This window comes from Bradyrhizobium sp. GCM10028915, from assembly GCF_042666195.1.
Lineage (GTDB): Bacteria > Pseudomonadota > Alphaproteobacteria > Rhizobiales > Xanthobacteraceae > Bradyrhizobium > Bradyrhizobium canariense_D.
Genome location: NZ_JBHTFN010000008.1, coordinates 286,143 through 311,167, shown reverse-complemented (window position 1 = coordinate 311,167; position 25,025 = coordinate 286,143). Strand labels below are relative to the sequence as shown.

Below are 25,025 nucleotides of genomic sequence, written 5' to 3'. Positions count from 1 at the left end.
ATTAGGCGATCAGCACTATGGATAGGTTCAAATCGCCGTGGCATTGGCTGCGGCGCTCCGGCGGGATCTCAATCGCTCCCCGAGCTGAAAGCGGGCATCGCGGCGATATTCTTCTGTGGAGGCCCAGTTCGGCGAGACCCAAGAAGTCCATCCAAGTCGACCACTTTGTCCGAGCCTGACCGGTACAACCTCTCCGGCAGGAATGGCGAGCTCTACCTCCCATTCCAATTCGTCGCCGACATAGAAGAAAACGGCGTCGGCCAGTGGCTCCGACAGGTTGGGTGTTTCGGTCGGCAGGAATTGTTCGTACTGAGCAAATGTTCTGACAAAGACCCGAACTCTGATCTTGTCCTCGACGCTGAACACGCGCGAGCCCAGAAGGGCGTCCTGACCGAGCCTCGCATGCGTTCCGCCGAGCCGGCTGCAGTGACTTGGGTCGAACGAGAGCCAAGTGCCGACGAATTCGTCGATCTCGACTTTGACCTCGAACAGTCCTTGCAGGAATCGCGTCAACCGTGATGCACACTTCGCCCTTGGCGCGACCAGTCCAGCGAAGCTGAGCTTCGCCATGTCCGGAACGGTATCGCGATCGGCGAAAACATCGGTGCCCAAGCCGGCGAAGGAGCCGACATAGGCAATGAAGCGATCGTCCGCCGGGCGGTCGTGCTGCGCGATCGGGCGCGCGTCGGCCCAGGCACGAAAGAAGAGTTGCAGGAAGCGCCCGTTAAACAGATCGAGAAAGCGCGGGAAAGCGTCATCCCGCATCAGCCACCAGCTGAGGCTTTCGTCGGTGGTGGCAATGGGCAGGGCGCCCTGCGGGCCCAGGAGGCCGAGAAATTTGACGAGTATCCTGAGCCGGCCACTCTGGTCGTCCACGGCCGCGAGATTCGAGGCGGGAAACTCCAGATAAGGCACTTGGCCGAGGTCGACATATTCGTCGCGGCGCGCGGCACTGTCACCGATCCGCGGTCGATCCGGGTTGGCGCGCTCGAACTGGCGTAACGTATGGAAGAAATCGAAACGCCAGGGCTCGGCCTTCATCTGGTCGATCAGGGTCATAGCGGTCTCCGCGTGCCCATGCGCGGCGGCCATCGCATGATCTCGCCGCGCTCCGGCGTCGAGATGACCGTCTGGGTGAAGGTGTTGAAGCCGGAATAGTCGGCAAAGAAGCGTTCCAGGATCGCCCCGAGCAAGAACACGCCGCTGCCCTCAAATGCCTTCTCGTCGAGTGTGACGATAATCTCCAAGCCACGTGCTGCGCCGCTGCCGGTGCGCTCACGCACGCGTCGCACGATGGGGCGGCTTTCTATGCTGCGCACGCCGCGGATCTTGCGTTCCGTGGCGTCGTCGAATTGGTCGGCGAACAAGGACAGCATCTCGCGCAGCGCTCCGGCGTTCTTGCCGCCACCGCGCTCGACGAGCCCAAGATAGTTGAGGCTGAGCATGTTGATGAGCCGCCAGCTGACAACGCCGCTGTTGACGATTTCGCTGCGGCTGCGCAATTGGGCCACCACCGGCTCGCGCGGCGGAGTCGGACCAGCGACGCACATCAGATCAAGAGATGTGTCGTCCAGCAAACGAAAATCGGCGCCGCCCTGGCCGACCGGCAAGTGCTCCGTGAGATGGCGATTGGAGCAGAGAGCCCGAACGCTCAGTTCGGCGACAGAGCCTTTGCCGCTCAATTCACCGGGCTCGAGCAGTGACAGGAACATGTCCGTCCCGGTGTAGTCTGAGGAGGCGCCGTATGTCTTTTCTTCCACTGTGCGGCGCCGCGGCAAGCGGCGCACAGTGAAATAAAGCCTGTCGGCCGACCCGCCGCTCCGGTCGACGGCGGCCGAATATAGCGGGCGCACGGGGCGCTTATCCTTCTCTGCCGGAAGGTGTGCGTAGACTTCGAGCACCTGGTGCGGTTCGTATTCCAGATAGCGGCTGCGATCTGGCACCACATGGTACTCGTGCGTATTCGACTTGACCGGAATACGGTCACTCGTCTTCTCGAACAGATTGATCGCCGGCGCGGTATAGAGCCTGAACGTCTCGGGGCGCACCGAGGCGGCCAATCGTGAACTGTGTTCATCGAATGCGAAGACAATATCGATCGATTTGCTGCGCAGCCGTGACATCACGCCGCGAAGTCCGGTGAGGGTAATGCCGAGGAACTTGCGTGGAAACATGAAGTATTCACGCAGCAATTCCGAGCCACGAAAGATCCGGTTATCGTTAGGAAATAGAGACTCATTCTCGTCGAAACCAATTTGCTGCACGCTGTCATGGGGGGCACGAGTCACCACCGGATCGCCAAAGTCGTCGAGATGCCGGAAGTAGACCCCCCTGCAATTCGAGATCAACTGCTCGTAAAGCGCGATGGCGTCGGATTCCGCACCGGACAGGTAGATCGGAAGCTCGCTCACGCGGCAGCCTGCGAACCACGTTTCCGGCTTGGTCCGAGCCTCCGCGTCCGGCGGCTCGTCCTCGAGCCGGGCCGCACTACGATGGGTCAACGATAGCCTCAGCCCCGCGATGACGTCACTGTCGATCGGGATACCAAGCGCCTGCAGAGCGCCCGCCGTCGAGAAATACTCGGCGCTTGTGACGTCAAATGGCCAGAGCACGATGTCGCGGCAAAGTCGAAACCGGCAGGAAAGACTTCGCTCTCTCTCGCGATAGGTCGCGTCGAAATAGGCGCCGCGCGCGATCTTCCTGCCGTCACGCAGCGCCGGGTCGGCATAGGGTGGCCTTGCGGTCACCAGCATGGCCGAAGGTGTCGGCGCAAGATAGTTCGGTACCAGTTGCTCGAGCAGGTTTGCAGTGAATTCCGGGAACTCGTGCTTGAGCTTGAGTTGAACGCGGGCGGCAAGAAAGGCAGCGCCTTCCAGCAGTCCCGTGATCATCGGGTCCGAGCGGTCTCGGATCAGGCCGCCGAGGCGCTCTGCGATACCTGGATATTCTTCGGCGAAATCTCCCGCCTGCTCGTACAGCAATGACAGTTCACGATTGTAGAAATCGAGGAATTCGCGATTCATGCTAAAGTCGATTGATCTGGATGTCGCCGCTGTCGAGATCGACGTCGGCGACAAATTCCACGGGGACGTTGAGCGGCTCAGCTTTGAGGTCGGCGTGAACGATGAAGCGCAGCTTCAGCTGCTCAGGGCCGACCGAGCCGTCGCGACGAACCCGAATCGTCTTGCGGTCGAGTCTGGGTTCGTAGGTCGCTAGCGTCTCGCGCAACGCGTCGGTGAGTTCGTCGTCCGTAACCTCGTCGATCGAGCGGTGGGCGATATCGGGGAAGCCGTAGTTCAAGATCGATCTCCGGACGCAATCCCGGTCGCTCAGATCCAAAGTCGATTCCAGAGCAATGGTATTGAGAAGGGCTTCAAGGTCATGAGAGATTTCCCGCCGCAACAGCGTTTCCGAGATGGGAAAGCGGCCGGCGCTACGCCGTCCGGCAATGACCCGTTCACCGAATTCATCGCGCAAATTGAGCTTCTTGCGCGCATCGCGAGCTTCATGAGCCAAGCGAAAGGCCAGCATTAGCGGGGGAGAGAGACGATCCCTCTTTGGAGTAATGGTCATTTACCTTCCCCAAGATGCCGGGCCCGCTATGCCCTTCCGCGGAGCATCAGCTGGTCTCCAGGATGGTTGTCGCCTCGGCAGGCGGTCGTGCTCGTAACCGCTCCCGCCGAGACGTCAACGCAATCGCACCGTGCGGCGCCGGCTCAGCTAATCGCAACCAACGCCAAGCAGAAGCCGACGATCAGGCCCATTCCTTGTTGGCGGGAACGTCCCAGCCAAACACCGGCGCCGCTCCAGCGCCGCCTTTTTCCGTCTGGGTCTTGTACGTCATCTTGACCTTGGCGAAATTCAGACTCACGTTTTCAGTGAGGCGATCTTCGCCGTGCGATCCGCCCGTCGATACACTCGTGACCAGAATGTGCTTCATCTCGATCTTGAGATACTCCAGCGGATTTTCGCCCGCCTTGCGCACCGTGAGGATCGCCGTATCAATGTGCTTGCCGTTCGCACAGACTTTGAAAAGCTCCGGCGTGGCCTTGTCGACGAAGTGCGTGAAGTGCAGGTCCTGGATGCTGACCTTACCGGCACCGCCGCCCGAACCGCTGTGGAAAGTGCCTGACTGGCTCTCGCCGAAAGACCAGCTCAAAATATCGATTTCGTCCTTGTGCTTGTCGTCCAGCGACTCGCCCTTAATCGGATCGAGTTTCAGGAAAATGTCGACAGCCATAGCATAGTCCTTTCAAATTTCTGCATGTTACGGTTGCGATGCTGCGGCGTCAGGAGCCGGGGCCGGGAAGGCGCGAAACCAGACTGAGGCCGACGTCCATCGCCTCCAACTGAAAGTGTGGACGAAGAAAGAAGCGCGCGTTGTAATATCCCGGGTTCTCCTCGTTTGCTATGACCTCTACCTTCGCAGCGGCCAGCGGCTTGCGCGCCTTCTGAGCTTCTGACGACAGGGCTGGATTGGCATCAACGTACTCGTTGATCCAGGTCTGCAGCCAGACCGTCAGCTCATCCTTCTCCTTCATGGATCCGATCTTGTCGCGAACCATGCACTTCAGATAGTGCGCAAAGCGAGACACAGCGAACATGTAGGGCAGTCGTGACGACAGGTTATCAGAGGCGGTGGCATCCACGCCTTTCTCGCCGAAATACTTCTTCGGCTTGTAGAGCGACTGAGCGCCGATGAACGCCGCCTTGTCGGTGTTCTTGCGATGGATCAGCGGGATGAGGCCCGCCTTCGCAAGTTCGTGCTCACGGCGATCGCTGATGGCGATCTCGGTCGGGCATTTCAGGTCGACGCCGCCGTCATCGGTCGGGAACGTGTGCGTCGGCAGGTTGATAACTTCACCGCCGGACTGCACACCGCGGATGCGCGTGCACCAGCCAAACTCCTTGAAGGCGCGGTTGATGTTGACGGCCATTGCGTAGGCGGCGTTGATCCAGCCGTATTTGTCGCCGGTGTGTCCGTCCGTCTCCTCTTCGAAGGCGAACTCTTCCACGGGCTCCGATTTCGCGCCGTAGGGGAGGCGGCCGAGCGCGCGCGGCATGCACAGGCCGAGATAGCGCGAGTCGTCCTGATCGCGCAGTCCCTTCCATGCGGCATATTCCGGCGTGTCGAACACCTTGCCGATGTCCCGAGGGTTGGACAGCTCGGTCCAAGAGTCCATTCCCATCAGCGTCGGCTCGGCGCCGCTGAAGAAGGGGGCGTGTGCGGCGCCGGCGATCTTGCTGAGATCGCGGAGCAGTTGCACATCGGTGGGGAGGTGACTGAAATAATAGTCGCCGATCAGGCAGCCGAAAGGCTCGCCACCCAGCTGGCCGAATTCATACTCATAGATCTGCTTGAAAAGGGGGCTCTGGTCCCAGCGTGCATCGGGATAAAGCCGCAGATTTCGATACAGCTCGTTCTTTGAGACGTTCATCACCCGGATTTTCAGGTTGGCGTCGGTCTCGGAATTGAAGACGAGGTAGTGGAGACCGCGCCACGCACTTTCGATTGCCTGGAACTCAGGTGTATGAAGAATCTCGTTCATTTGCGCGGTCAGCTTCTGGTCGATCCGCGCGATCATCTCCTCGATGGTGTCGAGGACGTCCGACTTTATGACGCTTGTGTCCTTCAACGCCTCTTGAACGAGCGTGGATACGGCGTTTTCGACTTCGGTCGCTGCACGTTCAGTGCGCGGTTTGAAGCTTTGCTTTAGCAGGCTGGCAAACTCATCAGCTTCGACGGTTTTGACTTGGGTAGGGCTCTCTGTGTGAACAGCTTCTTTTGCCATGGTCCCCATTCCTTCCTTAGCTCTCGGTGCCAGGTTCGCTCGACTGGCTTGTCGCGCGTTCCCGCAGCGCTGCCATCAGTTGAGGATCGGCGAGAAGTTTTTTCAGCTGGTCCTCGGCGGCCACCTTGCCGTCCATGTAGCGCAGCAGGTTGGCGAGTTGTTCGCGTGCCTCGAGCAGCTTGGCGGTGGCCGGCACCTGGCGGGCGACTGCCACAGGAGTGAAGTCTGCCATCTTGTTGAAGCGCAAGTTGACCGAGATCTTTTCGTCGGAACCATCGCTGAGGCGATTGGCGACGCGCGCCGTCACGCCGGGCTGGATTGCGGCCATGCGGTTGTCGAAATTGTCCATATCGAACTCGAGGAACTTACGCTCCTCGACCTTCGACTTCTCGATGCCGGGATTATTGCCGGAGAGGTCGGAGAGGACGCCCATGACGAACGGCAGCTCGATCAGCCGCTCGGCATCGTAAGGATCCTCGTATGTTATGTGCACGCGTGGTGCGCGGTTTCGTCGAATGAATTTTTGACCGCTGTCAGTAGCCATGGTTCCCCTCCCTGCGAAATCGCATCAGAAGCCAAATTGCACGACGCAGATTGACTAAGGCGTCTCAACTTGCGGTCGGCAAAACATCCTTATGTCCAGTTAGTGCCTTCGAGAGAAAGGTGGTTCAATACGATTTGTCGATTGTCTTGAGAGCGCCCTCAGGAAGGACATCATTCAAAAGGCTGAGGAAATCCCGCTGTGCGAGGTCGCGCGCGCGATCGACCAAAAAGGGGATCGGGCTGGACGGCTCCGTGGTTCGGAAAAACGACGCCACCTTCGTCAGCAGACCCAAGGCCTGCGCTCTATTTTCCACCGAAAAAACAATATCTTGGGCGCTCTCATCCGTCGTTGATGAGAGCGGGGTCGCGAGCTCCGCCATCCGTTCGATCGGCAGGTCGAAGACTTTGTCCCGCCCGATGTTGATGGCAGCGCTCTCCACGTGGGACGGCACCAGCATCCGCATCACTTCAATAAATGATTTGCCGACCATCTCCTGCGCTTGACGTACCAGCAACAGCGCCGGGTTGGATGGTTCCATTCGGGCAAAATAGGCGGCCGCTGCGCCGAGCGCTGCGGACGCCTGTGCAGATGAAGCAAACATCGTGGTTGCGTCCAACGGCACCTGCGTATCGACGGGACCGGCATCTTCCGCAGTTGCGGCAATCGCCACCGGATCACGCAATGCGACAAGACCCGCAAGCCATGCAGCCATGCCGTCAACCAAGCCGGAGAGCCTGTCGAGGCTGATAGGTTGCCCCGAATTCATCTTCTCACGCCAGGTCGCCTTGATACCTGCGATTTCAGCAGCGACCGCGGAGCACCGCGCGCTGATTGCCTTGAGAGTATCGAGATCCGTCTCGCTGACGATGCGCTCGATAGTCGCGAGATCGAGCCCGTCGGCGTCGGCATCGCCGGCGGGAATTTCGCCTTGCGCGATTTGATAGGCACGGTAGTTGAGGTTGCCGTGTCTGCGGTTCTCGATCAGGGGGAGGAACTGGAGCGGGTTGATCACGGTCGGAAACACGTCGATTGCTTCGACCGTGACGGCCCGAAGCGCGTAGTCGCCGTTCTCACCCCTCGGATGTACCGCTTCCCACTGCTCGCGCAGCAGCAAGTTGGTCGCCCTCAGGCAGTTAAGAAAGCCGTCGAGATCGCGGTTGAGGATTGAAAACTTCGCGAGCAGCAGGTTTAGGCGCAGATCGCGGGTACGCGCCAGGAGGGGCTGTGCAGCGGCAAATTGGCCGGCAAAATCGACTGCCTTTGGATCGAAGCGTCCACGCTCCCCATTGGCATTGACGACCTCGAAGAACGACATTGGCAGCAGGGATTCCGCACCTGCGAAGAAGTTCAGATATTGGACGTCTCCGATGGCGTCGAGATCCGGTCCGCAGGGATCGTCAGCGGTAATGGGCAGCGTCAGGGAGGCGACATCAAGCATGCGAGGATCGTCCATCTGCTCGGTCACGGCCCCGCTGCCGAGCCGTGACGACTAAGGGATCGCGCGGGGCGCATGATCCGATTCTATACCTATGGGTCAGATGCCTGCTGATCTTGGTTCATTCCCGAAGATCATGCCATTTTCCCGTGAACCGGCAAGCTCTTGGAGCCGACTACTTGATGGCCAGGGTGGTTCTTTGGACGGCTGTCGTGAAACGTCAGGAGGCCAGCCCCGGGGCGGACTTGCCGGTACTGCCAATTGGCGGGGCAGGATTTCCGCGGATCTTGCATACGTCTGATCAGCTCTTTGCAGCGGGTCATTCGATCGAAGGAGGGAGTTTAAGCCCACATGGGCCAGCTTACTCAGGATACCCGCCTCTGCGAACTCAAGACGCCTCTTGGCAAAGACGTTCTGGTTTTTGCCGGATTCGAGGGCTCGGAAGGTCTCAGCGAACTGTTCGAGTATCGCATAGAGTGTCTCAGTGAGGATGCCGACCTCGACTTCGACCGAGCCATCGGTCAGCAATGCACGCTGACCATAAAGCTGCATGAAAAGGAGCGCGAGTTCAGTGGCATTCTGACGGAGGCCCAGTGGCTCGGGGTAAGGAACGACTATTTTAGCTACCGGATCGTGCTGAGGCCCTGGTTTTGGCTGTTGTCGCGGACCACCGATTGCCGGATCTTTCAGGACAAGAAAGCGCCCGACATTATCAAGGAGGTATTCAACGAACGCGGCTTCACCGATTATGAATCCAAACTGACCGAAGAGGGGTCCTGTCCGAAGCTCGAATATTGCGTTCAGTACCGCGAGACTGACATGAATTTCGTGTGCCGGCTGATGGAACAGCACGGCATCTACTACTTCTTCAAGCACGAGGGCGGCAAACATACGCTGGTGTTGGCGGATTCCAAATCGTCGCATAGCCCGATCAACGGTCTTGCTACGATTCCCTATATCCCGTTAACAGGGGCAGATCGTCGAGGCGAGCAGCATATCTACGAATGGGTCTCGGAGCGCCGGTTTCGAACCGGCAAGATCGAGCTTAACGACTACAACTATCAAAAGCCCAACGCGCAGATGATCAGCGACGCCAAGGGCTCCGAGCACTACACCCGGTCGGAGATGGAGTTTTACGACTATCCAGGGAAGTTCAAGGAAAAATCCGACGGCGAGCGCTACGCGAAGATCCAGCTCCAGGCCGAGCAGGCAATGGACCGAAGGCGCCGCGGCAACGGCGACGCCGTCAACCTGTTCCCCGGTGGGTTAACGAAGCTTGAAAAGCACTCCAAGGATTCGCAGAACGTGGAATATCTCGTGGTGCGAGCCACGCACTCGTTCTCGATCGAATCTTATCGCACCGGAGGTCCGAGCGACGCCGGGCAACACGTCTATTTCGGCAGCTACGAGTTTCTGCCGAGCGATCGGCCGTTTCGAGCGCCAATGACGACGCCGAAGCCAAGGATCAATGGCATCCAGACTGCCAAGGTAGTGACCAAAGACGACAATTCGAGCGAGGAAATCGACGTCGAGTCGCTCGGCGAAATCTATGTCCGCTTTTTCTGGGATCGCAAGAAGAAGCGGTCGTGCCGGTTGCGCGTCGCCCAGGTTTGGTCTGGCAAGCGCTGGGGCGGTCAGATTATCCCACGCGTCGGGCAGGAAGTCGTTGTCGAATTCCTGGAAGGGGATCCGGACCGTCCCCTGGTGATCGGCACCGTGTACAACGACGAATACAAGCTGCCTTACGATCTGCCGTCGAAAAAGACGATTGGCGGCTTGAAGTCGGACTCCACCAAAGGTGGCGGCGGCTTCAACGAGTGGAGCTTCGAGGACAAGAAGGGGTCCGAGAAGATCACGGTGCATGCCGAGAAGGACCATGACGTGACGGTCCGGGACACCGAGACACGGACCATCGGCGAAGCTGCATTCGGCGGCGATACCCGCAAGACCACGCTCAAGAAAGGCAATGACAAACTCGATATCGAATTGGGCGGTCAACACATCACGCTGGCCATGGACCAGTCTGTCAATGCGGGCATCAGCATCACGCTCACGGCCAACGCCAATATCACCCTGCAGGTTGGTCCCAGCCAGATTATCCTGACCCCGGCGGGCATCGTCATCAACGCGCCGACGATCGCCATGACAGCGCAGGCCGGCATGGCGCTTGCTGCCGGCGGTCCGCTGGTCGCTCACGGCACTCCAACTCTTGTCGGCTGACGATCATGGGGCAGGTTCGATTCGGAACGGTACAGGATCTGTTTCAGGCCTATCCGTTGGCGCGCTATGATGTCGGCAGAGCCGACGCTGACAAGCCTTCGCTGGATTTCCTTCAGGAGGCCGCCGACGCGTGCAATTGGCACGCGGCCGTGTCTTATTGTGCATACCTACTTCCAAGGCGTGTGGCAATTGGCTGGGGATGTCGCTCTCTGCGACGGATGTTCGATCATTTCGATGCCAGCGATAGCAGGTCGCTCAATATTGTGGAGACCTGGGTCCGGCAACCGGACGAGCAGTCCCGGAACAAGGCGCTGGCTGTCGGCAATGCCAACGATCCTGAGCAGCCGGCAACGTGGCTGGCGCTGGCGGCCGGCTGGTCCGGCGGAAGCGTGGTTCCCCCGGAATTTGCGCCCGTGGAAGCCAAGCCAGATCAGGCCGCACGGGCGGTGCGTACAGCACTGCTGATTGGCCTCTGCCGGCTCCCCCGTGACTTCCGGGACCAGATAATGACGTCGTGCCTGGAGGATGGTATTCAATTGGCACGCGGCGAACCGCGCCCTCCGCGCTAACGAGACGATGTGATGGTGCTTCGCTTTAATGTCGAGAACGAACCGAATCTTCCGGACGGCGGACCTGTGACGTTTACGGTCACCGGCAGGCGTTCGGTCGATATTGGCCGGGACCGTCACCTCGACTGGACGCTGCCGGATCCGGCGCGGACTATTTCCGGAAAGCATTGCGAGGTGCACTTTCGCGACGGTGGCTATTGGCTGCACGACGTCTCGACCAACGGCACCTTTCTCAATGGTGCCGACCAGCGCATGCGGGGGCCGCACCGCTTGCGCGACGGCGATCGGCTCACGATCGGCCACTACATCATCGGAGTTTCGCTGGAGGATGAGGCTGGCGGGCGTATCCCAAATCAAGCGGCGCAACTGCACGAACCCTCGGTCCAGCAGCATGCGGATTACGGAGAGCTTTGGACGGCCGATCGTGACGTTCCGCCGCCGATCGATCCGCAACTGTTGAAGAAGCCACGCGAGGCGGCGCGGCCCGTCAATCCGGGGTTCCTTGATTGGGCAGCGAGCGTGCCGGCGCCGGGTGTAGACCCATTTCGATGGTCATCGCCGACGTCTACGTCCCAACCGTCCGTGCAGGACGATGACATGAACTGGGCAGCCGGTCCGGTCACCGCGCCGAAACCGCAAGTCGAGCGCCCGCAAGCCATCCCGACTCCACGCCGGCCGTCGGTTTGGATCGATGATGAACCAGTCGCTGCCCAGCCGCCAACATCGCCATCGCACCCGCAGGTCGAGACGGCGCAAGCAGCAGACGAGCGACCTGTCGCGGCCAAGCCAGTCGGTGGTACCGAGTTCGCGCGACTGGTGGCGCGCGCTGCGGGATTGCCGGAGAATTTCTTCGCCAGCAAGTCCGATGCCGAACTCGCCGAACAGCTTGGCATCATCTTGCGTATGACCGTGGACAATCTGATGGCGCTGCTGCAAGCGCGAACCCAAGCCAAGCAGCTGACCCGTAGCACCAGCCAGACCACCGTCCAAGCCCTCGAAAATAATCCGCTGAAATTCTCGCCGACCTCGGAGGAAGCGATGCGCATTCTCTTTGGGCCGCCGACACGCAGCTATCTCGATGCACAGCGCGCCTTTGCACAGGGCTTCAGTGATCTCAAGTCACATCAGTTGAGAACCTATATGGCGATGCAGCACGCTGTCCATGAGCTGATTGCGGGCATAGATCCGACGCTGATGGCGCGCGAGCTCGAGCTTCAGCGTGGCGCAAGCTCCTGGCTCGGCACGAACAAGGGCAAACTCTGGGACGAGTTCTTGACGCGCTGGAAAGCGCATCTTGGCCGCGACAACAACGCGCCGATCGAAACCTTTATGTTGCTTTTCTCGAACTATTACGACCGCGGTGATAAGCCCGGCTCAAAGTAAACTCTCGGCGACCCACGAGGTTGCCTACAATTTCTAAGTGGATATAGGAATGTCTTGGTACAGCAAGGTCTTCTGGTCGGAAGGTTTGTTTCTGCGGCCGCATCATCTGCAGCAGAACGACCGCTACATCGAACACTTGCTGGAAAAGCGCGTTCGCTACACGACACCATACCCTTGGGGCTTTGCCGAGCTAGAGATCGATAGGGATCTTACCGAACAGAGCAAATTCGCGGTGCGCAGTGCGTCCGGCCTCATGCCGGACGGTACGCCGTTCGATATCCCTGCGGACAGCCCAATACCCGAATCGATCGAGGTGCCGGAGACGGCTGCAGGCCAGATCGTCTGGCTGATGATGCCGGTCGCGGCGCCAAACACCCGCGAGGTCGACGAGGACCGCACCGACAGCGCCAGTCGTTATGTTCGCACTTCGGAAACCTTCATCGACTCGACCTCGGCGCTCCGCATCGAGGAAGAGATCGACATCGCTTATCCGCGCCTGTCTTTCGAACTGCGCAAGACGAGCAAGCCCGGATACATGGGCCTGGGCATCGCGCGCATTCTGGAGGTGCGCGACAAGAACATCCTGTTCGACGACAAGTTCGTGCCGCCGATGCTGGTCTGCGCCGCGCATCCGATCATCGATGGCTGGCTCAACCGCATCATCGGCTGGGTTGAGACTAAACTCGACGAGTTGGCGCGTTACGCCGTCGATCCGTCATCCGGTGGTGGGTTGCAGAGCGTCGACTATCTGGTCCTGCAAGTGCTGAACCGTACCATTCCCGTGCTGACTCATTTCCAGCGCTCCGGCAGCGTTCACCCGGAGCGCCTGTACGAGGAATTGCTGAGGTTCGCGGGTGAACTTGCGACGTTTTCCACGGCGGAACGGCGGGCGCGCAACTATCCGGCGTACAATCACGACGATCTCGAGAACGTCTTCACACCCTTGGTGAGCGACATCCAGGACTTCTTGAGCGCGCGGCTGGGTCGGCGGGCGATCCGCCTGGAGATCATCGAGCGCGCACAGAATGCGTTCGTATCGCCGATCCGCGATCGAGCGCTATTCCGAAATGCGACCCTGGTGCTGGAAGTTGCCGCACGGCGGCCGCTTGTGGAGATCCAGAACGATTTCCCGCACCTGTTCAAGGTCGGGCCGAACACAAAGATGAACGAGATCGTGCACGCAAACCTGCCGGGCCTCACGTTGGCGCATTTGCCGACGCCGCCGCCGCATATCCGGGCCATCACGGATCACGTCTATTTCTATCTCGACCGCAAGTCACCGCTGTGGCCCGAGTTCAGTACGGCTGCGTCGATCGGAATGCATTTTTCCGGCGACTGGCCCGAGCTTGAGCTGTATCTTTGGGCTATCCTGGAAGACAGGCCATGAGCGACAAGGACAAGCCGGTCAATCCTTTCGGGCGGGGCGAACGGACGATCATCCGTCCCAACCCCGGCGGGAAGTTGCCGCCGGCGCCGATCTCTCAACCTCCGCCGGGTGGGGGGCCCGCAGCACGCCCAGCCTATTCGCCATCACCCGTACCCTCTCCCGGCACGCCGGCCCCACCACCATCCTTTTCGCCCGTTCCACAGGGCTCGAACTACGCCTCCGCGCCGGCCAGCCATCCAGCCGAGGAATGGATTTCGACACCCGCGCAAGGCCAGGTGCCGCAACCCTTGATGCCGCCAGGGCCGCCGTTGCGCGTTGACGATCTGGTCGCGCCAAATGCCAATCCGGTGATGCGCGCTGCGGGCCCGTTGCTGCAACTGCTCGGTCGGTTGCGTGTGGCGCTCATGCGAGCGTCGTTCGCCAGCCTGATGGAGCAGGTCGCAGACGCGATCAAATTCTTTGAGAAGGACATCCGTTCAGCGGGCATTTCCGAGCACCAGGCCAACACAGCAAAATACATCCTGTGTGCCACTGCTGACGATATCGTGCAGCACATCCCAACCGAAGAGCGTCACGTCTGGACGCAATATTCGATGCTGAGCCGGTTCTTCGGCGAGCGTGTCGGCGGCGTCCGTTTCTTTGAGATCCTCGACCATTTGAAGGTTGATCCACTGGTCAACTATCCGGTCCTCGAACTTCAGCACGCCTGCCTTGCGCTTGGTTTTCAGGGCATCCACCGGACGTCAGGGGGCGGACTTGCGAACCTGCAACTGATCCAGCGCAACCTCTATGAATTGCTGCGCCGGGTTAGACCGAAAACGATGAGCGACCTGTCGCCCAACTGGCGCGGGCAGGCGCTGGCGGGGCGCCGGCAGCGTCTGCGTGTTCCGGTCTGGCTCGTGGCAGCCGTGGTCGCCGCGCTGCTGACCGGGTCCTATTTCGTTCTGCGGACGCTCCTCGCTGGACGGGCAGAGAATGCTGCTGAGGTGGCGCTCGCGCTCCATCCGGCCGGTCCGATCGAACTCAAGCGTCAGGTCGTTGCACCACCCCCACCGCCGCCGCCTCCGCCGCCGCCGGATCGCATTACCCAGTTGCAACGCATCCGCAATGCGCTCGCGAAGGAGAACACCGCCTGCGCCATGACGGCGGACCAGACCCCCAGCTTCATCGTGATCAGGGTCTGCGACCTGGCCTTGTTTGCGTCGGGCCAAGCGACCATCCTCGACGGCTTTAAGCCGATCGCTCTCCGCGTCGCAGCAACCCTCGACAAGGAGCCGGGACGGATCCGGGTCGTCGGCCATACTGACAGTTCGCCGATCCGCACAGTCCGCTTCCCGACCAATTTCGAGTTGTCGGTCGAGCGCGCCAAGGCGGTTGCCGCGGCACTGAAACCTGGCTTGAACGATGGTTCGCGCGTCGACGTCGAGGGCAAAGGAGCAGATGCGCCGATTGCCAGCAACACAACGCCCGAGGGACGTGCCAAGAACCGGCGCGTCGAGATCTTTATCGAACGCAGCGAATAGGCACACACCGCCGGATCAGGTGGTTTTGCGACGGGTACGGTTAGATGCTTGCCAAGGACATTCTTCGCATCGTTCTCTACGGGGTCGGGCTCAGCTCGCTCGGAGCGGTGATCTATTTCGCCGGTCCCTTCATCGCATTCGGCGATTGGCGGCCGCTGGAGAACCATATCGTCCGGCAGATCGCTATTCTGCTGCTCACCACGGCCGGGGCAGGCATCGTTGGCCTCAATCTGTTCAAGCGGCGCAAGGGTGCCAAGGAGATTGCCGATGGTATCGCTGGTGCAGACCAGCCCGTCAGCGATGAACCAGTGCTCAAGGAGCGCATGAAGGATGCGCTCGCGACGCTGAAGACCGCCAGCGGCAACAAGTCGGGCTATCTCTACGATCTCCCCTGGTACGTCATCATCGGTCCGCCCGGCGCCGGCAAGACGACGGCGCTTGTCAATTCCGGGCTCAAATTTCCGCTCGCGCGCGGGGCAACGCCCGCGGCGATCGCAGGGGTCGGCGGTACCCGCTACTGCGATTGGTGGTTTACAGAGGAGGCGGTGCTGATCGATACCGCCGGCCGCTACACCACCCAGGACTCCAACAGCAAGGCCGACAAGGACAGCTGGCTGGCGTTCCTGGACATCCTGAAGAAAAGTCGGTCGCGCCAACCGATCAACGGCGTTCTTGTCGCCATCAGTATCGAAGACATCCTGACGCTGCCGAAGCAGGAGCTCGCACTTCATGCCGATGCCATCAGGATGCGCCTGCTCGAGCTGCATCAGAGACTCAAGGTCAGCTTCCCAGTCTACGCGCTATTTACCAAAGCGGATCTCGTTGCCGGCTTCACCGAGTATTTCGCCTATCTCGGGGAGGCCGGCCGCCGTCAAGTCTGGGGTGCCACGTTCCAGACCGCCGACAAGACCCAGAATCTGGTTGGGCAGATCCCGTTCGAGTTCGACCGTCTGCTGGAGCGCCTGAGCGAAGAGACGCTCGACCGTCTGCAGGACGAGCCGACGCCCCAGCACCGCGTGCAATTGTTCGGTTTTCCGGCACAGATGGCGCGGCTCAAGCCTCAGATCCACGATTTCCTCAACCTGATCTTCGAGCCGACGCGCTATCACGTGAACGCGAACCTGCGCGGATTCTACTTTACCTCGGGTACGCAGCAGGGCACGCCGATCGATCAATTGATCGGATCGCTGGCGCGCACGTTCGGCGCTGAGGAAGTCGGTTCCGGATCCTATTCGGGCACGGGCAAGAGCTTCTTCCTTGCCGATCTGATTTCCAAGGTCATCATCGGCGAGGCCGACTGGGTCTCGACTGACCGTGCCGCGGTGCGCCGCGCGCTGGTCCTGAAGACCGCAGCCCTGTCATTGATCGGTCTGGTCTCGATCGGGCTGATCGCAGCTTGGCTGGTGAGCTACAAGCGGAACGCCGATTTGGTCGAGCAAAGCCTGCAGGCGGATAGCGAGTATGCAACCGCCGGCGCGGCACTTATCAAGCAGACGTTGATTGCCGATCATGATCTCGACAAGGTGCTGCCGCTACTCTACCGGCTTCGCAACGCCCCGGCGGGCTACGGATCGCGCGGCGAATCGGTGCCTCTGTCGGCTCGCTACGGGCTCAGTCAGCGCGCCCGGCTGCTGTCACCCTCGAAAGCGGCCTATCACACCGCGCTTGAACGCATGTTCCGACCGCGCCTGCTGTATCGCCTGGAAGAGCAGCTCAATGCGCGCATAAACGAGCCTGCCTTCGTCTATGAGGCGCTCAAGGTCTATCTGATGATCGGTGGCCTGCAGTCGCCGGATCGCGAGCTGATCCGCTCCTGGATGCAACGTGACTGGGCGGATAATCTCTATCCTGGCGCCACCAACGCAGAAGGGCGGCGCCTGCTCGACGAGAACCTCGTGGCAATGTTCGACCTCGAGACCGAACAGCCGCCCTTGGTCGAACTCGACGGCCGGTTGATCAAGCAGGCCCAGAACTCCTTGGCGCGCCTGAGCGTGTCGCAACGAGCGTACGAGTTTCTGAAATCGGAGGCTCGCGCGTCGATCGCCGGCGACTGGATCGCCAGCCGCCATGGCGGACCCGACATGGGTGTCGTGTTCGAAACCACGACCGGGCAGCCTTTGGACGCCGTGCGGGTACCTGAGTTCTTCACGTATAACGGCTTCCATCAGAAGTTCGTCGCCCGGCTGTCCGGATTGTCTGAGCGGATGAAGCGGGAGCGATGGGTTTTGGGGGATGCCGGCCAGCAGTCGGCCATCAACCAGCAGTACGACAATCTGGCCGGCGATCTGCTCAGCATCTATTCAAACGATTTCGTGACGACCTGGCGAACGGCGCTCGGGAGCCTGCGCCTGAAGAAGCTGCTCGCCGACAAACCGAAATATGAGGTGCTTCGGGCGCTTTCGGCGCCGACCTCGCCGATGCGGCAAATTCTGGAGTCGGTGCGCGACGAGACGGTGCTGACCAAGGAACGGGCGAAGAGCGCTTCGGCGCCAGCTGCCGCATCGGCGCCAGCACTCTTCACGAATGCTCAGGATGGACCGCCTGGCACGATGATCGAAGCACAGTTCAAGCCTTACCACGCAGCGCTCGAAGGCGAGAGCACCCGCCGGCCAATCGACTCGACCGTCGCGAACCTGAACGACATCGCGCAGAACCTGACGCTGATCATCGAGAATCCCCAACTGACCGCACAAGCCACAGCTGCGCTCCAGAACCAGGTCGCAGCGCTCCGCAACAACGCCTCGCGCATGCCGCCGCCATTCTCCGATATGTTGCGAGCAGCAGCCGCGGAGTTCGAAGGTAGCATCGCGGCTTCAACCGCCGGACAAATCCTGCAAACGTTGCGCGATCAGGTCACGCCGGTCTGCCAACAGACCGTGACTAACCGCTACCCGTTTATCCGCGGCAGCGGCCAGGAAGTTCCGCTCGCGGATTTTGCCAAATTGTTCAGTCCGAATGGCGTTATGGACAGGTTCTTCACCCAGTACCTGGCACCTTATGCCGACACGTCGCGGTCGGACTGGGCTTGGCGAAAGGAGAGCCCCGTTGGTCGGTCGTTCTCGCCCGAGACGCTCAAACAATTCCAGAACGCGGCTTATATCCGGGATGCGTTCTTCCAGACGGGCGGCGGTGTGCCCGCCGTTTCATTCGCGATCCGACCCCCTGGGGCACCGGGACCAGGCGTGACAGTTAAGACCGAGATCGGTGGCACCACAATTGCGAGCCCAACCATTCCCGGATCGGCCCCTCCGTCCTTGTTCGGCGGGCCGCAACCTACGCCACCGCCACCGCCGCAGACCAACTCGCCGACTACTATCCTATGGCCGGGCCCAGCGCCGCGAACGGCAATTTCAGTCAGTAACGATACCGGCCCGCCGTCCGTGCTTGAGCGCATTGGTCCCTGGTCGTTGTTTCGGATGTTGGAGGCGGGCTCGTTAGTGGTGAAAGCGGAAACCGCCAGCGCGAGTTTCATCGTCGCCGGGCGCGAGCTCAACTATCAAATTTCGACCGGATCGTTGCGCAACCCGCTGAACCTGTCAGTGCTGCGCGAGTTTCGTTGCCCGACCGGGATATGACCATGCGTTGCGGGATATTCGGCAAAATCGGTGCGAAGCGCGATTTCATCGCGATCGCGACCCCGCGCAGCTTCCTGGAAGCCTGGGAGCCGTGGGTACAGGCTGCGCTGTCAGCAAGTCGCCACCAGCTTGGCCCAGGATGGCAACAGGCCTTTCTGACCGCGCCGGTCTGGCGGTTTTGGCTCGGCGCCGCGATCTGCGGCACGACAGTGGCGGGTGCGATCATGCCCTCGCTCGATGGGGTGGGGCGATACTATCCCTTGACCCTGCATGCGGTGACCGGCGAGGCCGTCTCGCTGCCGCCGCCGAGCATTGATCCGCAGGACGAATGGTTCGGGCAAGTGGAGGCGTTCCTGCTTTCGACCCTGGATCGGGCCGCAACCTTCGAGCAGATCTCCGATGCATTGGATCGGCTTTCGGTGCCACGACTGCAGGAGACCATCACCGGCGATCCGCCGGTCACGTCGCTTGGTACTGCGGCAATGGGGAGGGCTTCGGCGGTCGAAGCCTTCGCGGCGTCGTTTGCAGCACTTTGCGCTGCCAACCCACAGGTCTACGCCGCGGCTAGCTTCTGGTGGACCGCCGGAGGGGAAGGCTTCCCGCCAATGGCGCTGAGTTGTCGCGGATTGCCAGATCCGTTTCACTACGTCACGCTGCTGACCGGTGATCTCGGACCCGCGGCATCCGGGAATGGATGACGCGCGATGGTGCATATTCCGTCCTTGTTCGATGTTGGCAGCGTCACCCATGCCGGACGCGTGCGGGAGCGGAACGAGGATTCATGTTTGGTACGAACCGACGTTGGTCTGTGGGCGGTCGCCGACGGCATGGGGGGGCACGAGGCCGGTGATCTCGCCAGTCGCATCGTAGTGCAGTCGCTCGACGCTATCGCTACACCAGAATCAGCCGCAGACCTGCTGGCGGAATGCGAGGAGCGGCTTTTCAGCGCAAACCAGCAGATACTGGCGCTTAGTCATGAACGACAGGGTGCCACCGTCGGGACCACAGCGGCGGTTCTGCTCGTTCGCGATAACTACTATGCCTGCATATGGGCGGGTGACAGCCGGGTCTACCTTATTAGTCGCGGCGCAATTCGCCAGGTCTCGCATGATCACAGCGAACTGGAGGAGCTGATCGCAAAAGGTGCGCTGTCGCGCGAAGACGTGAATGATTGGCCGAGCAATGCCATTACGCGTGCCGTCGGTGTCGCCGATGATCCGGAATTCGAGGTGGTGACAGGCCCGGCCGAGCCAGAAGATATCTTCGTGATCTGCAGCGATGGCCTGACCAGGCACGTGCAGGACGACGAGATCCTGCAGCACGCGGCTACGCGACGCGCCCAGGCGGCTTGCGATGACATGCTCGCGCTGGCTCTTGATCGTGGCGGGCTTGACAATTTGACGATTGTGATCGTGCGACTACTGACGCCACGATCTCAGGGGACGACAAGATCTCCGCTCAATCGGGAGCCGCAACCATGAGTCCGAGCGATCCGTTCCGATCGTCCTATCACGGCGTGCCGCCCGGCACCCGTCTCAATGGCATTTACGAGGTCGAAGCGGTGATCGGCGCGGGCGGCATGGGTGAGGTCTACAAATGCCGTGAGATCCAGACTGGATCGCCTATTGCGGTGAAAATGCTACTGCCCGACGTGGTTGATAACGAGGCCGCGCTCGCGCTGTTCCGTCGAGAGGCCGCGGCACTCCACAATCTTCCGCACGACGCGATCGTTCGCTACTTCCTGTTTACCGTCGAGCCGGTGCTGCAGCGACCTTATCTCGCGATGGAGTTCGTGAATGGCCGCTCGCTCTCGAACATGCTCGATGATGGGCCGTTGACCTTCGAGGCGCTGATCAGGCTGAGGCAGCGTGTCGCATTGGGACTGGAGGCCGCACATGAGCACGGCATCATCCATCGCGACGTGTCTCCGGACAACATCATCATTCCGCTCGACGACGTCAGTCGGGCCAAGATCATCGACTTCGGCATCGCTCGGTCGACCCAAATGGGCGACAAAACCATCATCGGCTCGGGCTTCGCCGGCAAGGACAACTACGCATCGCCGGAGCAAGTAGGGTTGTACGGCAATGACGTGACTGCGAAATCCGATGTCTACAGCCTCGGTCTTGTGCTGTTCCATGCGCTGACCGGACAGAAACTCGACATGGGCGGCAGCCAATTTCAACTGGTGGAGAAGCGCCGGCGTGTGCCCGATCTCGGTGGTGTGGATATGCGCATCCGACCTTTGCTGGAGCGGATGCTGCAGCCTGATCCGGCATTGCGCCCCACTATGGGGGAGGTCGCCAGCTGGACGCCAACCGGTTCCGCCCAGACGCCGGCCGCGCCGTTATATGGCTTCGATCCGCTGCGGCGGCCGGAAAGCGCGTCGCCGGCGCCGCAGGACAGGATGCCGGAGATCGCGCGGAGTCCGCGCCGCCTCTGGCTGGGGGCGGGCGCCGCGGCATTGTTGCTGCTGGTCGGCGGTGGTGGATATGCCTTCTACAAGCTGGTTTGGTCAGCGCCAGGCACCGCGGTCTTGTCGCCACCCCCGAAACTCGCCGGAGCAATGGCGCCGCCGAAGGTCGAGCCCGCTGGACCACAGCCCGGACGCCAAGAGCCGGAGAAGTTGCCCGCGCAGCCGACGGCGACGCAGTCTCCGGCACTCGATGGGCCAGGGCGCGCCGAGCGCATCCGCAAATACGTGGCCCAATATTCCGGCGGTGACTGCTTCTTCGTGTTGCCGATTGCCGTGAGCCCAAATGCCGCTGTCATCGAAGGGTTCGGTGCCTCGACCGTCCCATTCGACACGTTCGACAAAGCGTTTCGGCGTGAGCAGGGTTTCGAGGCTTCGATCGGCGTCAGGCAAGTGACCCAGGCGCAATGCCCAGCCGTCAAGTTCTTGAGTCAGGTCGGGAGCGATCAGGCGCGAATGCCACGCATCACCTTGTCAGCGACAGAGCTGAAGGGCGGTGAAACCCTCAATGGGACCATCGAGAACTTTGCCAACCGCGTGGTGGAGCTCCTGATGGTATCTGATCGCGGCGAAGTTCAGAGCCTGTCTTATCTTCTGAAGCCGGGCATCGACTCACTTTCGTTTACGCTCCCGACAGCGCGCGCGAGCGGTCCGCAACTGCTATTGGTCGTGGCGGTCCCGCAGGTTCTCGACTCGTTGCGCCAGCCGCGACCGATCGCCGCCGACACGTTCTTCCTGCAGGCGCTAAGCGAGGCTCAGCGCAATAAGATGACTGTCATCGCGGCCGTGCGCTACGTGCTGCTCACCAATTGACCGGCACGCTCAGAATGTTCCGATCACCAGGATTTTCAGGTCGGCATCCGGCTTGAAGTCGCTTGCCGTATATTCAAGCGTGTTTCCAGTAGCGGACGATGCCTTTAGCCGCCCAGGACAGAAGCTCACCAAGCGGTCGCTGCCGCCTGGGTCGATAGTCAGCTTGAATGACCGGATCGGCCCAGCCCAATTCGCGCCGGTCTTGAGCACGTACGATATGCGCCGCTCCTGGAGATTTGCGCCGTTGGTCTGGTTATTGCCCGTGCGCTTGTCGAGCTCGGCAAGGAACGTATCCTGGATGCAGTATTCTTTCCGGTAACGCGCAACTTCCTGACCGAGTGCGCTGCTGCGGCGCAGGCTCGAGCGCAGAATGGTGTCAGGACTGGAGCCGACGCTCGGCCGGTACTGGTGTTCGACCGTGACGCTGCGCACGGGCGGAAACAACTGCTGGCGCACAGCCGAGGTCTTGACGGTCCACCCCGGCGCATATTGCTGGCGACCGTTGTCGCTCATTCCGGCAGGCATCAGAAGTCCGTCGTCCACAAGCCGGGTCCGGGTCGCCGCAGGCAGGTCGGTCACCCGGATCTCGCGGCCACCAATCGGCAGCAGCGGCAACTTGAGTTCGCGGAGCAGGGCACTGACATCCCTGTTGCCAACCATGGCGCGCTGATCGACGGTCAGCGGCGCCGGGTTGCCATCGACCTTGGTCTCGAATTCGACGAAGTTGATCGGATCACTTGACGGCAATGCAACATTCTCAGCCTCCGACAGGTCGATGTCGGGCAGCGGAAAGGCAACATTAAGCGTGACCGGCTTGGCGGTGAGGTTCGCGAATTGGTAGCGAACGCTGATTCTGTCGAGCGTGATACGAAGGTTCTCGCTCTCCATGGCCACGTCATTGGTGCGTACGAACTGGAGCCCACCGATCGACAATTCCGCAGCCGAGTCGTTGGCGCGTGCCGGCCAGCCTGTCGCAACGAGCAGCGCGACCATCAGGGCCGGTATAAGGAACGACAGTCGGGCGGAGGGTCCGTTCGGCAAGCTAGTCTGTATGCGGCGTCGCAGCATTTGCCGGCTCCATCCGATGCGGGTCAATCGATCGGTTGATAAAGATCGCCCCATTCGGGCTTCCAGACCCCGTCTGGATCGCACACCACGAGCGCGAGCTTGACGTCGTTAGCCAGCCGGATCGCGCCGCGAAAAGCATCCTGAGCCGGCAATTGCGCGCTGACTTGGTCGGTGGTCAGCCGCCCTTGGCTCGCGGCGGCAGGCAGCACGATCGCTCCGGAGGCACCGTCACTGTCGCGTTTCAGGAGCAGCGTGACCGCGTCGGGCTGGACTTCGTTCACTTGCTCAAATCTATTCCGGGCCATGGTTTTCCTCGGCAAGCTGAAGAAATTTCGGACTATCACCGTCCAGTGATAGAATTGAACGCGATTGAGATTGCTCACCACTAATTGACGCGCGGCATCAACGGCATCTCGGATTAGTCGATCCGACGCGGCGATCGGTTCGGGGTACATTGAGGCGAATATGCTTCGTCCAAAACATTGGATCTGGGTCTTCATCGTTAGCGCGGGCATTTTCGGAACCAAGGCGCACGCCGACGATACTGTCGTACGCAGCTTTACCGGCGGTTCGGCTGCTTCCATGGTCGGCATAGTCCCGGCCAGCGAGGACGTGGAACTCGCGGGACCGCAAGCACTCAGCGCCGACGGGCAGGGCAACCTGTTTTTGCTCGATCAGATCAACGGTCGCATCATCCAGTTTGACCCGAAACAGCCAAACTCCGATCCCGACGTCCTCAAGATGCCGAAAGACGTCCAGCCGACCGATCTCGTCGTCCATGACGACGACATAATGGTTTGGGACGGTGGCGTACGGACGCTGAAGGCGGCGCCGGGGCAATCCACGCGCGGACTCGGCGGTGACGTGATCCAGCTTGAGGAGGTCTCGAGCCGTGGGGCAGACGACCAGGTTGCCGTCTCCGCTTTCGCCCAGATGGGATCGCAGGCACCCGGCAGCGCGGCGGACCTGCTCGATCAGAACACCCGCGCGGCCATCATCAGGACGACCCGGCAGCCTGACCGGCAATACGTGGCTTCTCGAAGCAAGGGCTCGGTGATCGCCGACATCATTCCGGACAAGGGCAATGCCAGCGTCCGGGTCGAGATCCAGACCATGGTCACCAACGAAACCATCGGCCAACTCGGCCTGCGCGTGCGCAACCAGCTCGGCACGGTGGAGTTTCTCGAGATCGACAACAGCGACCGCTTCTACGTGCTGGCCGAGGACGTTCCGCCATCAGGAAAGAACGCCTCCACGTTCGTCGCACGCTATGCGGCGAACGGGCGTCTCGAGGGAATCTATGAGCTTCCTCTGGAAAATACGCCGCTGACCAGACGGTTCGTCACGGTGTCGGGCAGTGGCGATGTCTATTTCCTGCGAACCAAGCCGGACGGTATCGAAGTGATTGGCGTCGGGTTCCGACCTCTGACCAATGCCTCGATTATCGACGTGCGGCCGTCGCGAACGACGACGGCGCCGGCACCACAATCCGGCGTCAAATTTGACGCTTCGGCCGCCGTGAGGCCGTCCAATCGCCAGCAGGCGATCGAGACCGCGTTTGCGTTCGAGGGTATCCAGTGGAAGCTGACGCAGGCGAACTACGGCAACGATCCCGACAGCCAATGCAGCGGCTTCAGCCGTGTTCGTCGGCCGTGGTATCTGCAGGGAAAAGTGAACCAGGAGGTGCGCGGCGTACCGTATTGCTGGGGCTGCCACGGTTCGCTCGCGAACTTCCGGCAGCGGATCGAGAGCGGAACGCTGGCTGGCAATGTGTGCACCCGCAATGCGCCACGGCCCGATGTGGCGGGCGTCGACTGTTCGGCATTCGTCAGCGCCGCGTGGGGGCTCTCCGTCCACTATACGACTGCAGCCATCCCCGCGATCGCTGCGCCCGTGGCAAATCCTTGGGACCTGAGGCCCGGCGATGCGCTGAACAAGCCAGGCTCGCATGTGATGCTGTTCCTGCGGTTCACACCTGATCGCAAGGCCGAGGTGATGGAATCCTCGACCGGCGGCTGCAACGGCCGCGTCTGTCGCAACGTCTATCCATTGGCGAGCTTGCTCGCGCGCGGCTATGTTCCGGTCCGCTTTCGAGCGTTCGCGGATGATCAGACGACGGTTTCAGCGGGCGCCTATCAGGAGCAGACTGAACAACCGCCGGCGGGCCGCAAAACGGCAGGCAAAAGGCGCTGAACCCAGTGTGTCGCCAGAGCTACAAAATGGGTAGGCATGATGTCGAGGTG

General features: G+C 61.0%; 19 protein-coding genes. 10 read left to right on the top strand and 9 right to left on the bottom strand.

Features of this window, described 5'->3' with window-relative positions; all coding sequences use genetic code 11:
• Nucleotides 1-27: 27 nt before the first annotated feature.
• The 7 genes from tssG to ACFQX9_RS07395 all read right to left on the bottom strand — a co-directional run bounded on the left by tssG (nucleotide 28) and on the right by ACFQX9_RS07395 (nucleotide 7,774).
• Nucleotides 28-1,092 (bottom strand): type VI secretion system baseplate subunit TssG, encoded by a 1,065-nt coding sequence (tssG, locus tag ACFQX9_RS07425; RefSeq protein WP_018457638.1) that lies wholly within the window; start codon nucleotides 1,090-1,092, stop codon nucleotides 28-30.
• The gene (gene tssF / locus ACFQX9_RS07420; protein ID WP_018457637.1) at nucleotides 1,056-3,023 is read right to left on the bottom strand and encodes a type VI secretion system baseplate subunit TssF; all 1,968 of its coding nucleotides are present in this window, start codon (nucleotides 3,021-3,023) and stop codon (nucleotides 1,056-1,058) included. Before tssF ends, tssG begins: the two co-directional genes overlap by 37 nt.
• Nucleotide 3,024: 1 nt before the next feature.
• Nucleotides 3,025-3,573: a type VI secretion system baseplate subunit TssE gene (tssE, locus tag ACFQX9_RS07415; protein WP_026233415.1), complete on the bottom strand. Its 549-nt coding sequence runs from the start codon at nucleotides 3,571-3,573 to the stop codon at nucleotides 3,025-3,027.
• A 181-nt stretch (nucleotides 3,574-3,754) separates the two neighbouring features.
• On the bottom strand, nucleotides 3,755-4,240 hold the full coding sequence (locus ACFQX9_RS07410; protein ID WP_018457635.1) for a type VI secretion system tube protein Hcp: 486 nt from the start codon (nucleotides 4,238-4,240) through the stop codon (nucleotides 3,755-3,757).
• Nucleotides 4,241-4,289: 49 nt separating this feature from the next.
• A complete protein-coding gene (gene tssC / locus ACFQX9_RS07405; RefSeq protein ID WP_018457634.1) occupies nucleotides 4,290-5,792 on the bottom strand; it encodes a type VI secretion system contractile sheath large subunit in 1,503 nt (500 codons plus the stop codon).
• A gap of 16 nt (nucleotides 5,793-5,808) precedes the next feature.
• Nucleotides 5,809-6,336 carry a type VI secretion system contractile sheath small subunit gene (tssB, locus tag ACFQX9_RS07400; RefSeq protein WP_026233414.1) on the bottom strand — a complete coding sequence of 176 codons (528 nt, stop codon included), beginning with the start codon at nucleotides 6,334-6,336 and terminating at the stop codon, nucleotides 5,809-5,811.
• 124 nt (nucleotides 6,337-6,460) lie between these two features.
• Nucleotides 6,461-7,774 (bottom strand): ImpA family type VI secretion system protein, encoded by a 1,314-nt coding sequence (locus tag ACFQX9_RS07395; RefSeq protein ID WP_249808161.1) that lies wholly within the window; start codon nucleotides 7,772-7,774, stop codon nucleotides 6,461-6,463.
• A 348-nt stretch (nucleotides 7,775-8,122) separates the two neighbouring features.
• Between ACFQX9_RS07395 and ACFQX9_RS07390 the strand changes: the two genes are divergently transcribed.
• Genes ACFQX9_RS07390 through ACFQX9_RS07350 form a run of 9 tightly spaced genes read left to right on the top strand, consistent with a single transcriptional unit; the run spans nucleotide 8,123 to nucleotide 21,714 of the window.
• Nucleotides 8,123-9,991: a type VI secretion system Vgr family protein gene (locus tag ACFQX9_RS07390; RefSeq protein ID WP_085348546.1), complete on the top strand. Its 1,869-nt coding sequence runs from the start codon at nucleotides 8,123-8,125 to the stop codon at nucleotides 9,989-9,991.
• Between the two features lie 5 nt (nucleotides 9,992-9,996).
• Nucleotides 9,997-10,560: a DUF6931 family protein gene (locus ACFQX9_RS07385; protein WP_085383668.1), complete on the top strand. Its 564-nt coding sequence runs from the start codon at nucleotides 9,997-9,999 to the stop codon at nucleotides 10,558-10,560.
• Between the two features lie 12 nt (nucleotides 10,561-10,572).
• Nucleotides 10,573-11,943, top strand: a complete 1,371-nt coding sequence (gene tagH, locus ACFQX9_RS07380) for a type VI secretion system-associated FHA domain protein TagH (protein ID WP_377787483.1) — start codon at nucleotides 10,573-10,575, stop codon at nucleotides 11,941-11,943.
• Between the two features lie 49 nt (nucleotides 11,944-11,992).
• A complete protein-coding gene (gene tssK, locus ACFQX9_RS07375) occupies nucleotides 11,993-13,330 on the top strand; it encodes a type VI secretion system baseplate subunit TssK (protein ID WP_018457628.1) in 1,338 nt (445 codons plus the stop codon).
• Complete coding sequence (tssL, locus tag ACFQX9_RS07370; RefSeq protein WP_026233411.1) at nucleotides 13,327-14,853, top strand: type VI secretion system protein TssL, long form; 1,527 nt, start codon at nucleotides 13,327-13,329, stop codon at nucleotides 14,851-14,853. The genes tssK and tssL overlap by 4 nt, the downstream gene beginning before the upstream one ends.
• 44 nt (nucleotides 14,854-14,897) lie before the next feature.
• Nucleotides 14,898-18,428: a type VI secretion system membrane subunit TssM gene (tssM, locus tag ACFQX9_RS07365; RefSeq protein WP_377787480.1), complete on the top strand. Its 3,531-nt coding sequence runs from the start codon at nucleotides 14,898-14,900 to the stop codon at nucleotides 18,426-18,428.
• A complete protein-coding gene (tagF, locus tag ACFQX9_RS07360) occupies nucleotides 18,425-19,126 on the top strand; it encodes a type VI secretion system-associated protein TagF (RefSeq protein ID WP_018457625.1) in 702 nt (233 codons plus the stop codon). Before tssM ends, tagF begins: the two co-directional genes overlap by 4 nt.
• Nucleotides 19,127-19,132: 6 nt before the next feature.
• Nucleotides 19,133-19,909, top strand: coding sequence for a PP2C family serine/threonine-protein phosphatase (locus tag ACFQX9_RS07355; protein WP_085348552.1), 777 nt, complete (start codon nucleotides 19,133-19,135; stop codon nucleotides 19,907-19,909).
• Nucleotides 19,906-21,714 carry a serine/threonine-protein kinase gene (locus tag ACFQX9_RS07350; RefSeq protein WP_085348553.1) on the top strand — a complete coding sequence of 603 codons (1,809 nt, stop codon included), beginning with the start codon at nucleotides 19,906-19,908 and terminating at the stop codon, nucleotides 21,712-21,714. Before ACFQX9_RS07355 ends, ACFQX9_RS07350 begins: the two co-directional genes overlap by 4 nt.
• A 9-nt stretch (nucleotides 21,715-21,723) precedes the next feature.
• On the opposite strand, the gene ACFQX9_RS07345 is transcribed toward ACFQX9_RS07350, so the two are convergent.
• Both ACFQX9_RS07345 and ACFQX9_RS07340 read right to left on the bottom strand, forming a co-directional pair.
• Complete coding sequence (locus ACFQX9_RS07345; RefSeq protein ID WP_018457622.1) at nucleotides 21,724-22,707, bottom strand: DUF4424 domain-containing protein; 984 nt, start codon at nucleotides 22,705-22,707, stop codon at nucleotides 21,724-21,726.
• Nucleotides 22,708-22,805: 98 nt separating this feature from the next.
• Nucleotides 22,806-23,366, bottom strand: a complete 561-nt coding sequence (locus ACFQX9_RS07340; protein ID WP_231191009.1) for a hypothetical protein — start codon at nucleotides 23,364-23,366, stop codon at nucleotides 22,806-22,808.
• Here ACFQX9_RS07340 and ACFQX9_RS07335 point away from each other — a divergent pair.
• The gene (locus tag ACFQX9_RS07335) at nucleotides 23,248-24,975 is read left to right on the top strand and encodes a hypothetical protein (RefSeq protein WP_018457620.1); all 1,728 of its coding nucleotides are present in this window, start codon (nucleotides 23,248-23,250) and stop codon (nucleotides 24,973-24,975) included. The genes ACFQX9_RS07340 and ACFQX9_RS07335 overlap by 119 nt on opposite strands.
• Nucleotides 24,976-25,025: the final 50 nt, after the last annotated feature.

Bases quoted from the DNA above. Each gene is read 5' to 3' on its own strand.
- ACFQX9_RS07410 (WP_018457635.1), bottom strand. From the start codon at position 4,240: ATGGCTGTCGACATTTTCCTGAAACTCGATCCGATTAAGGGCGAGTCG.
- ACFQX9_RS07355 (WP_085348552.1), top strand. From the start codon at position 19,133: ATGGTGCATATTCCGTCCTTGTTCGATGTTGGCAGCGTCACCCATGCC.
- ACFQX9_RS07335 (WP_018457620.1), top strand. From the start codon at position 23,248: ATGCTTCGTCCAAAACATTGGATCTGGGTCTTCATCGTTAGCGCGGGC.
- ACFQX9_RS07350 (WP_085348553.1), top strand. From the start codon at position 19,906: ATGAGTCCGAGCGATCCGTTCCGATCGTCCTATCACGGCGTGCCGCCC.
- tssM (WP_377787480.1), top strand. From the start codon at position 14,898: ATGCTTGCCAAGGACATTCTTCGCATCGTTCTCTACGGGGTCGGGCTC.
- tssC (WP_018457634.1), bottom strand. From the start codon at position 5,792: ATGGCAAAAGAAGCTGTTCACACAGAGAGCCCTACCCAAGTCAAAACC.
- ACFQX9_RS07340 (WP_231191009.1), bottom strand. From the start codon at position 23,366: ATGGAAGCAGCCGAACCGCCGGTAAAGCTGCGTACGACAGTATCGTCG.
- ACFQX9_RS07345 (WP_018457622.1), bottom strand. From the start codon at position 22,707: ATGGTCGCGCTGCTCGTTGCGACAGGCTGGCCGGCACGCGCCAACGAC.
- ACFQX9_RS07385 (WP_085383668.1), top strand. From the start codon at position 9,997: ATGGGGCAGGTTCGATTCGGAACGGTACAGGATCTGTTTCAGGCCTAT.
- tssK (WP_018457628.1), top strand. From the start codon at position 11,993: ATGTCTTGGTACAGCAAGGTCTTCTGGTCGGAAGGTTTGTTTCTGCGG.
- tssE (WP_026233415.1), bottom strand. From the start codon at position 3,573: ATGACCATTACTCCAAAGAGGGATCGTCTCTCTCCCCCGCTAATGCTG.
- tssG (WP_018457638.1), bottom strand. From the start codon at position 1,092: ATGGCCGCCGCGCATGGGCACGCGGAGACCGCTATGACCCTGATCGAC.
- tssB (WP_026233414.1), bottom strand. From the start codon at position 6,336: ATGGCTACTGACAGCGGTCAAAAATTCATTCGACGAAACCGCGCACCA.
- tssL (WP_026233411.1), top strand. From the start codon at position 13,327: ATGAGCGACAAGGACAAGCCGGTCAATCCTTTCGGGCGGGGCGAACGG.
- tssF (WP_018457637.1), bottom strand. From the start codon at position 3,023: ATGAATCGCGAATTCCTCGATTTCTACAATCGTGAACTGTCATTGCTG.
- tagF (WP_018457625.1), top strand. From the start codon at position 18,425: ATGACCATGCGTTGCGGGATATTCGGCAAAATCGGTGCGAAGCGCGAT.
- tagH (WP_377787483.1), top strand. From the start codon at position 10,573: ATGGTGCTTCGCTTTAATGTCGAGAACGAACCGAATCTTCCGGACGGC.
- ACFQX9_RS07390 (WP_085348546.1), top strand. From the start codon at position 8,123: ATGGGCCAGCTTACTCAGGATACCCGCCTCTGCGAACTCAAGACGCCT.
- ACFQX9_RS07395 (WP_249808161.1), bottom strand. From the start codon at position 7,774: ATGCTTGATGTCGCCTCCCTGACGCTGCCCATTACCGCTGACGATCCC.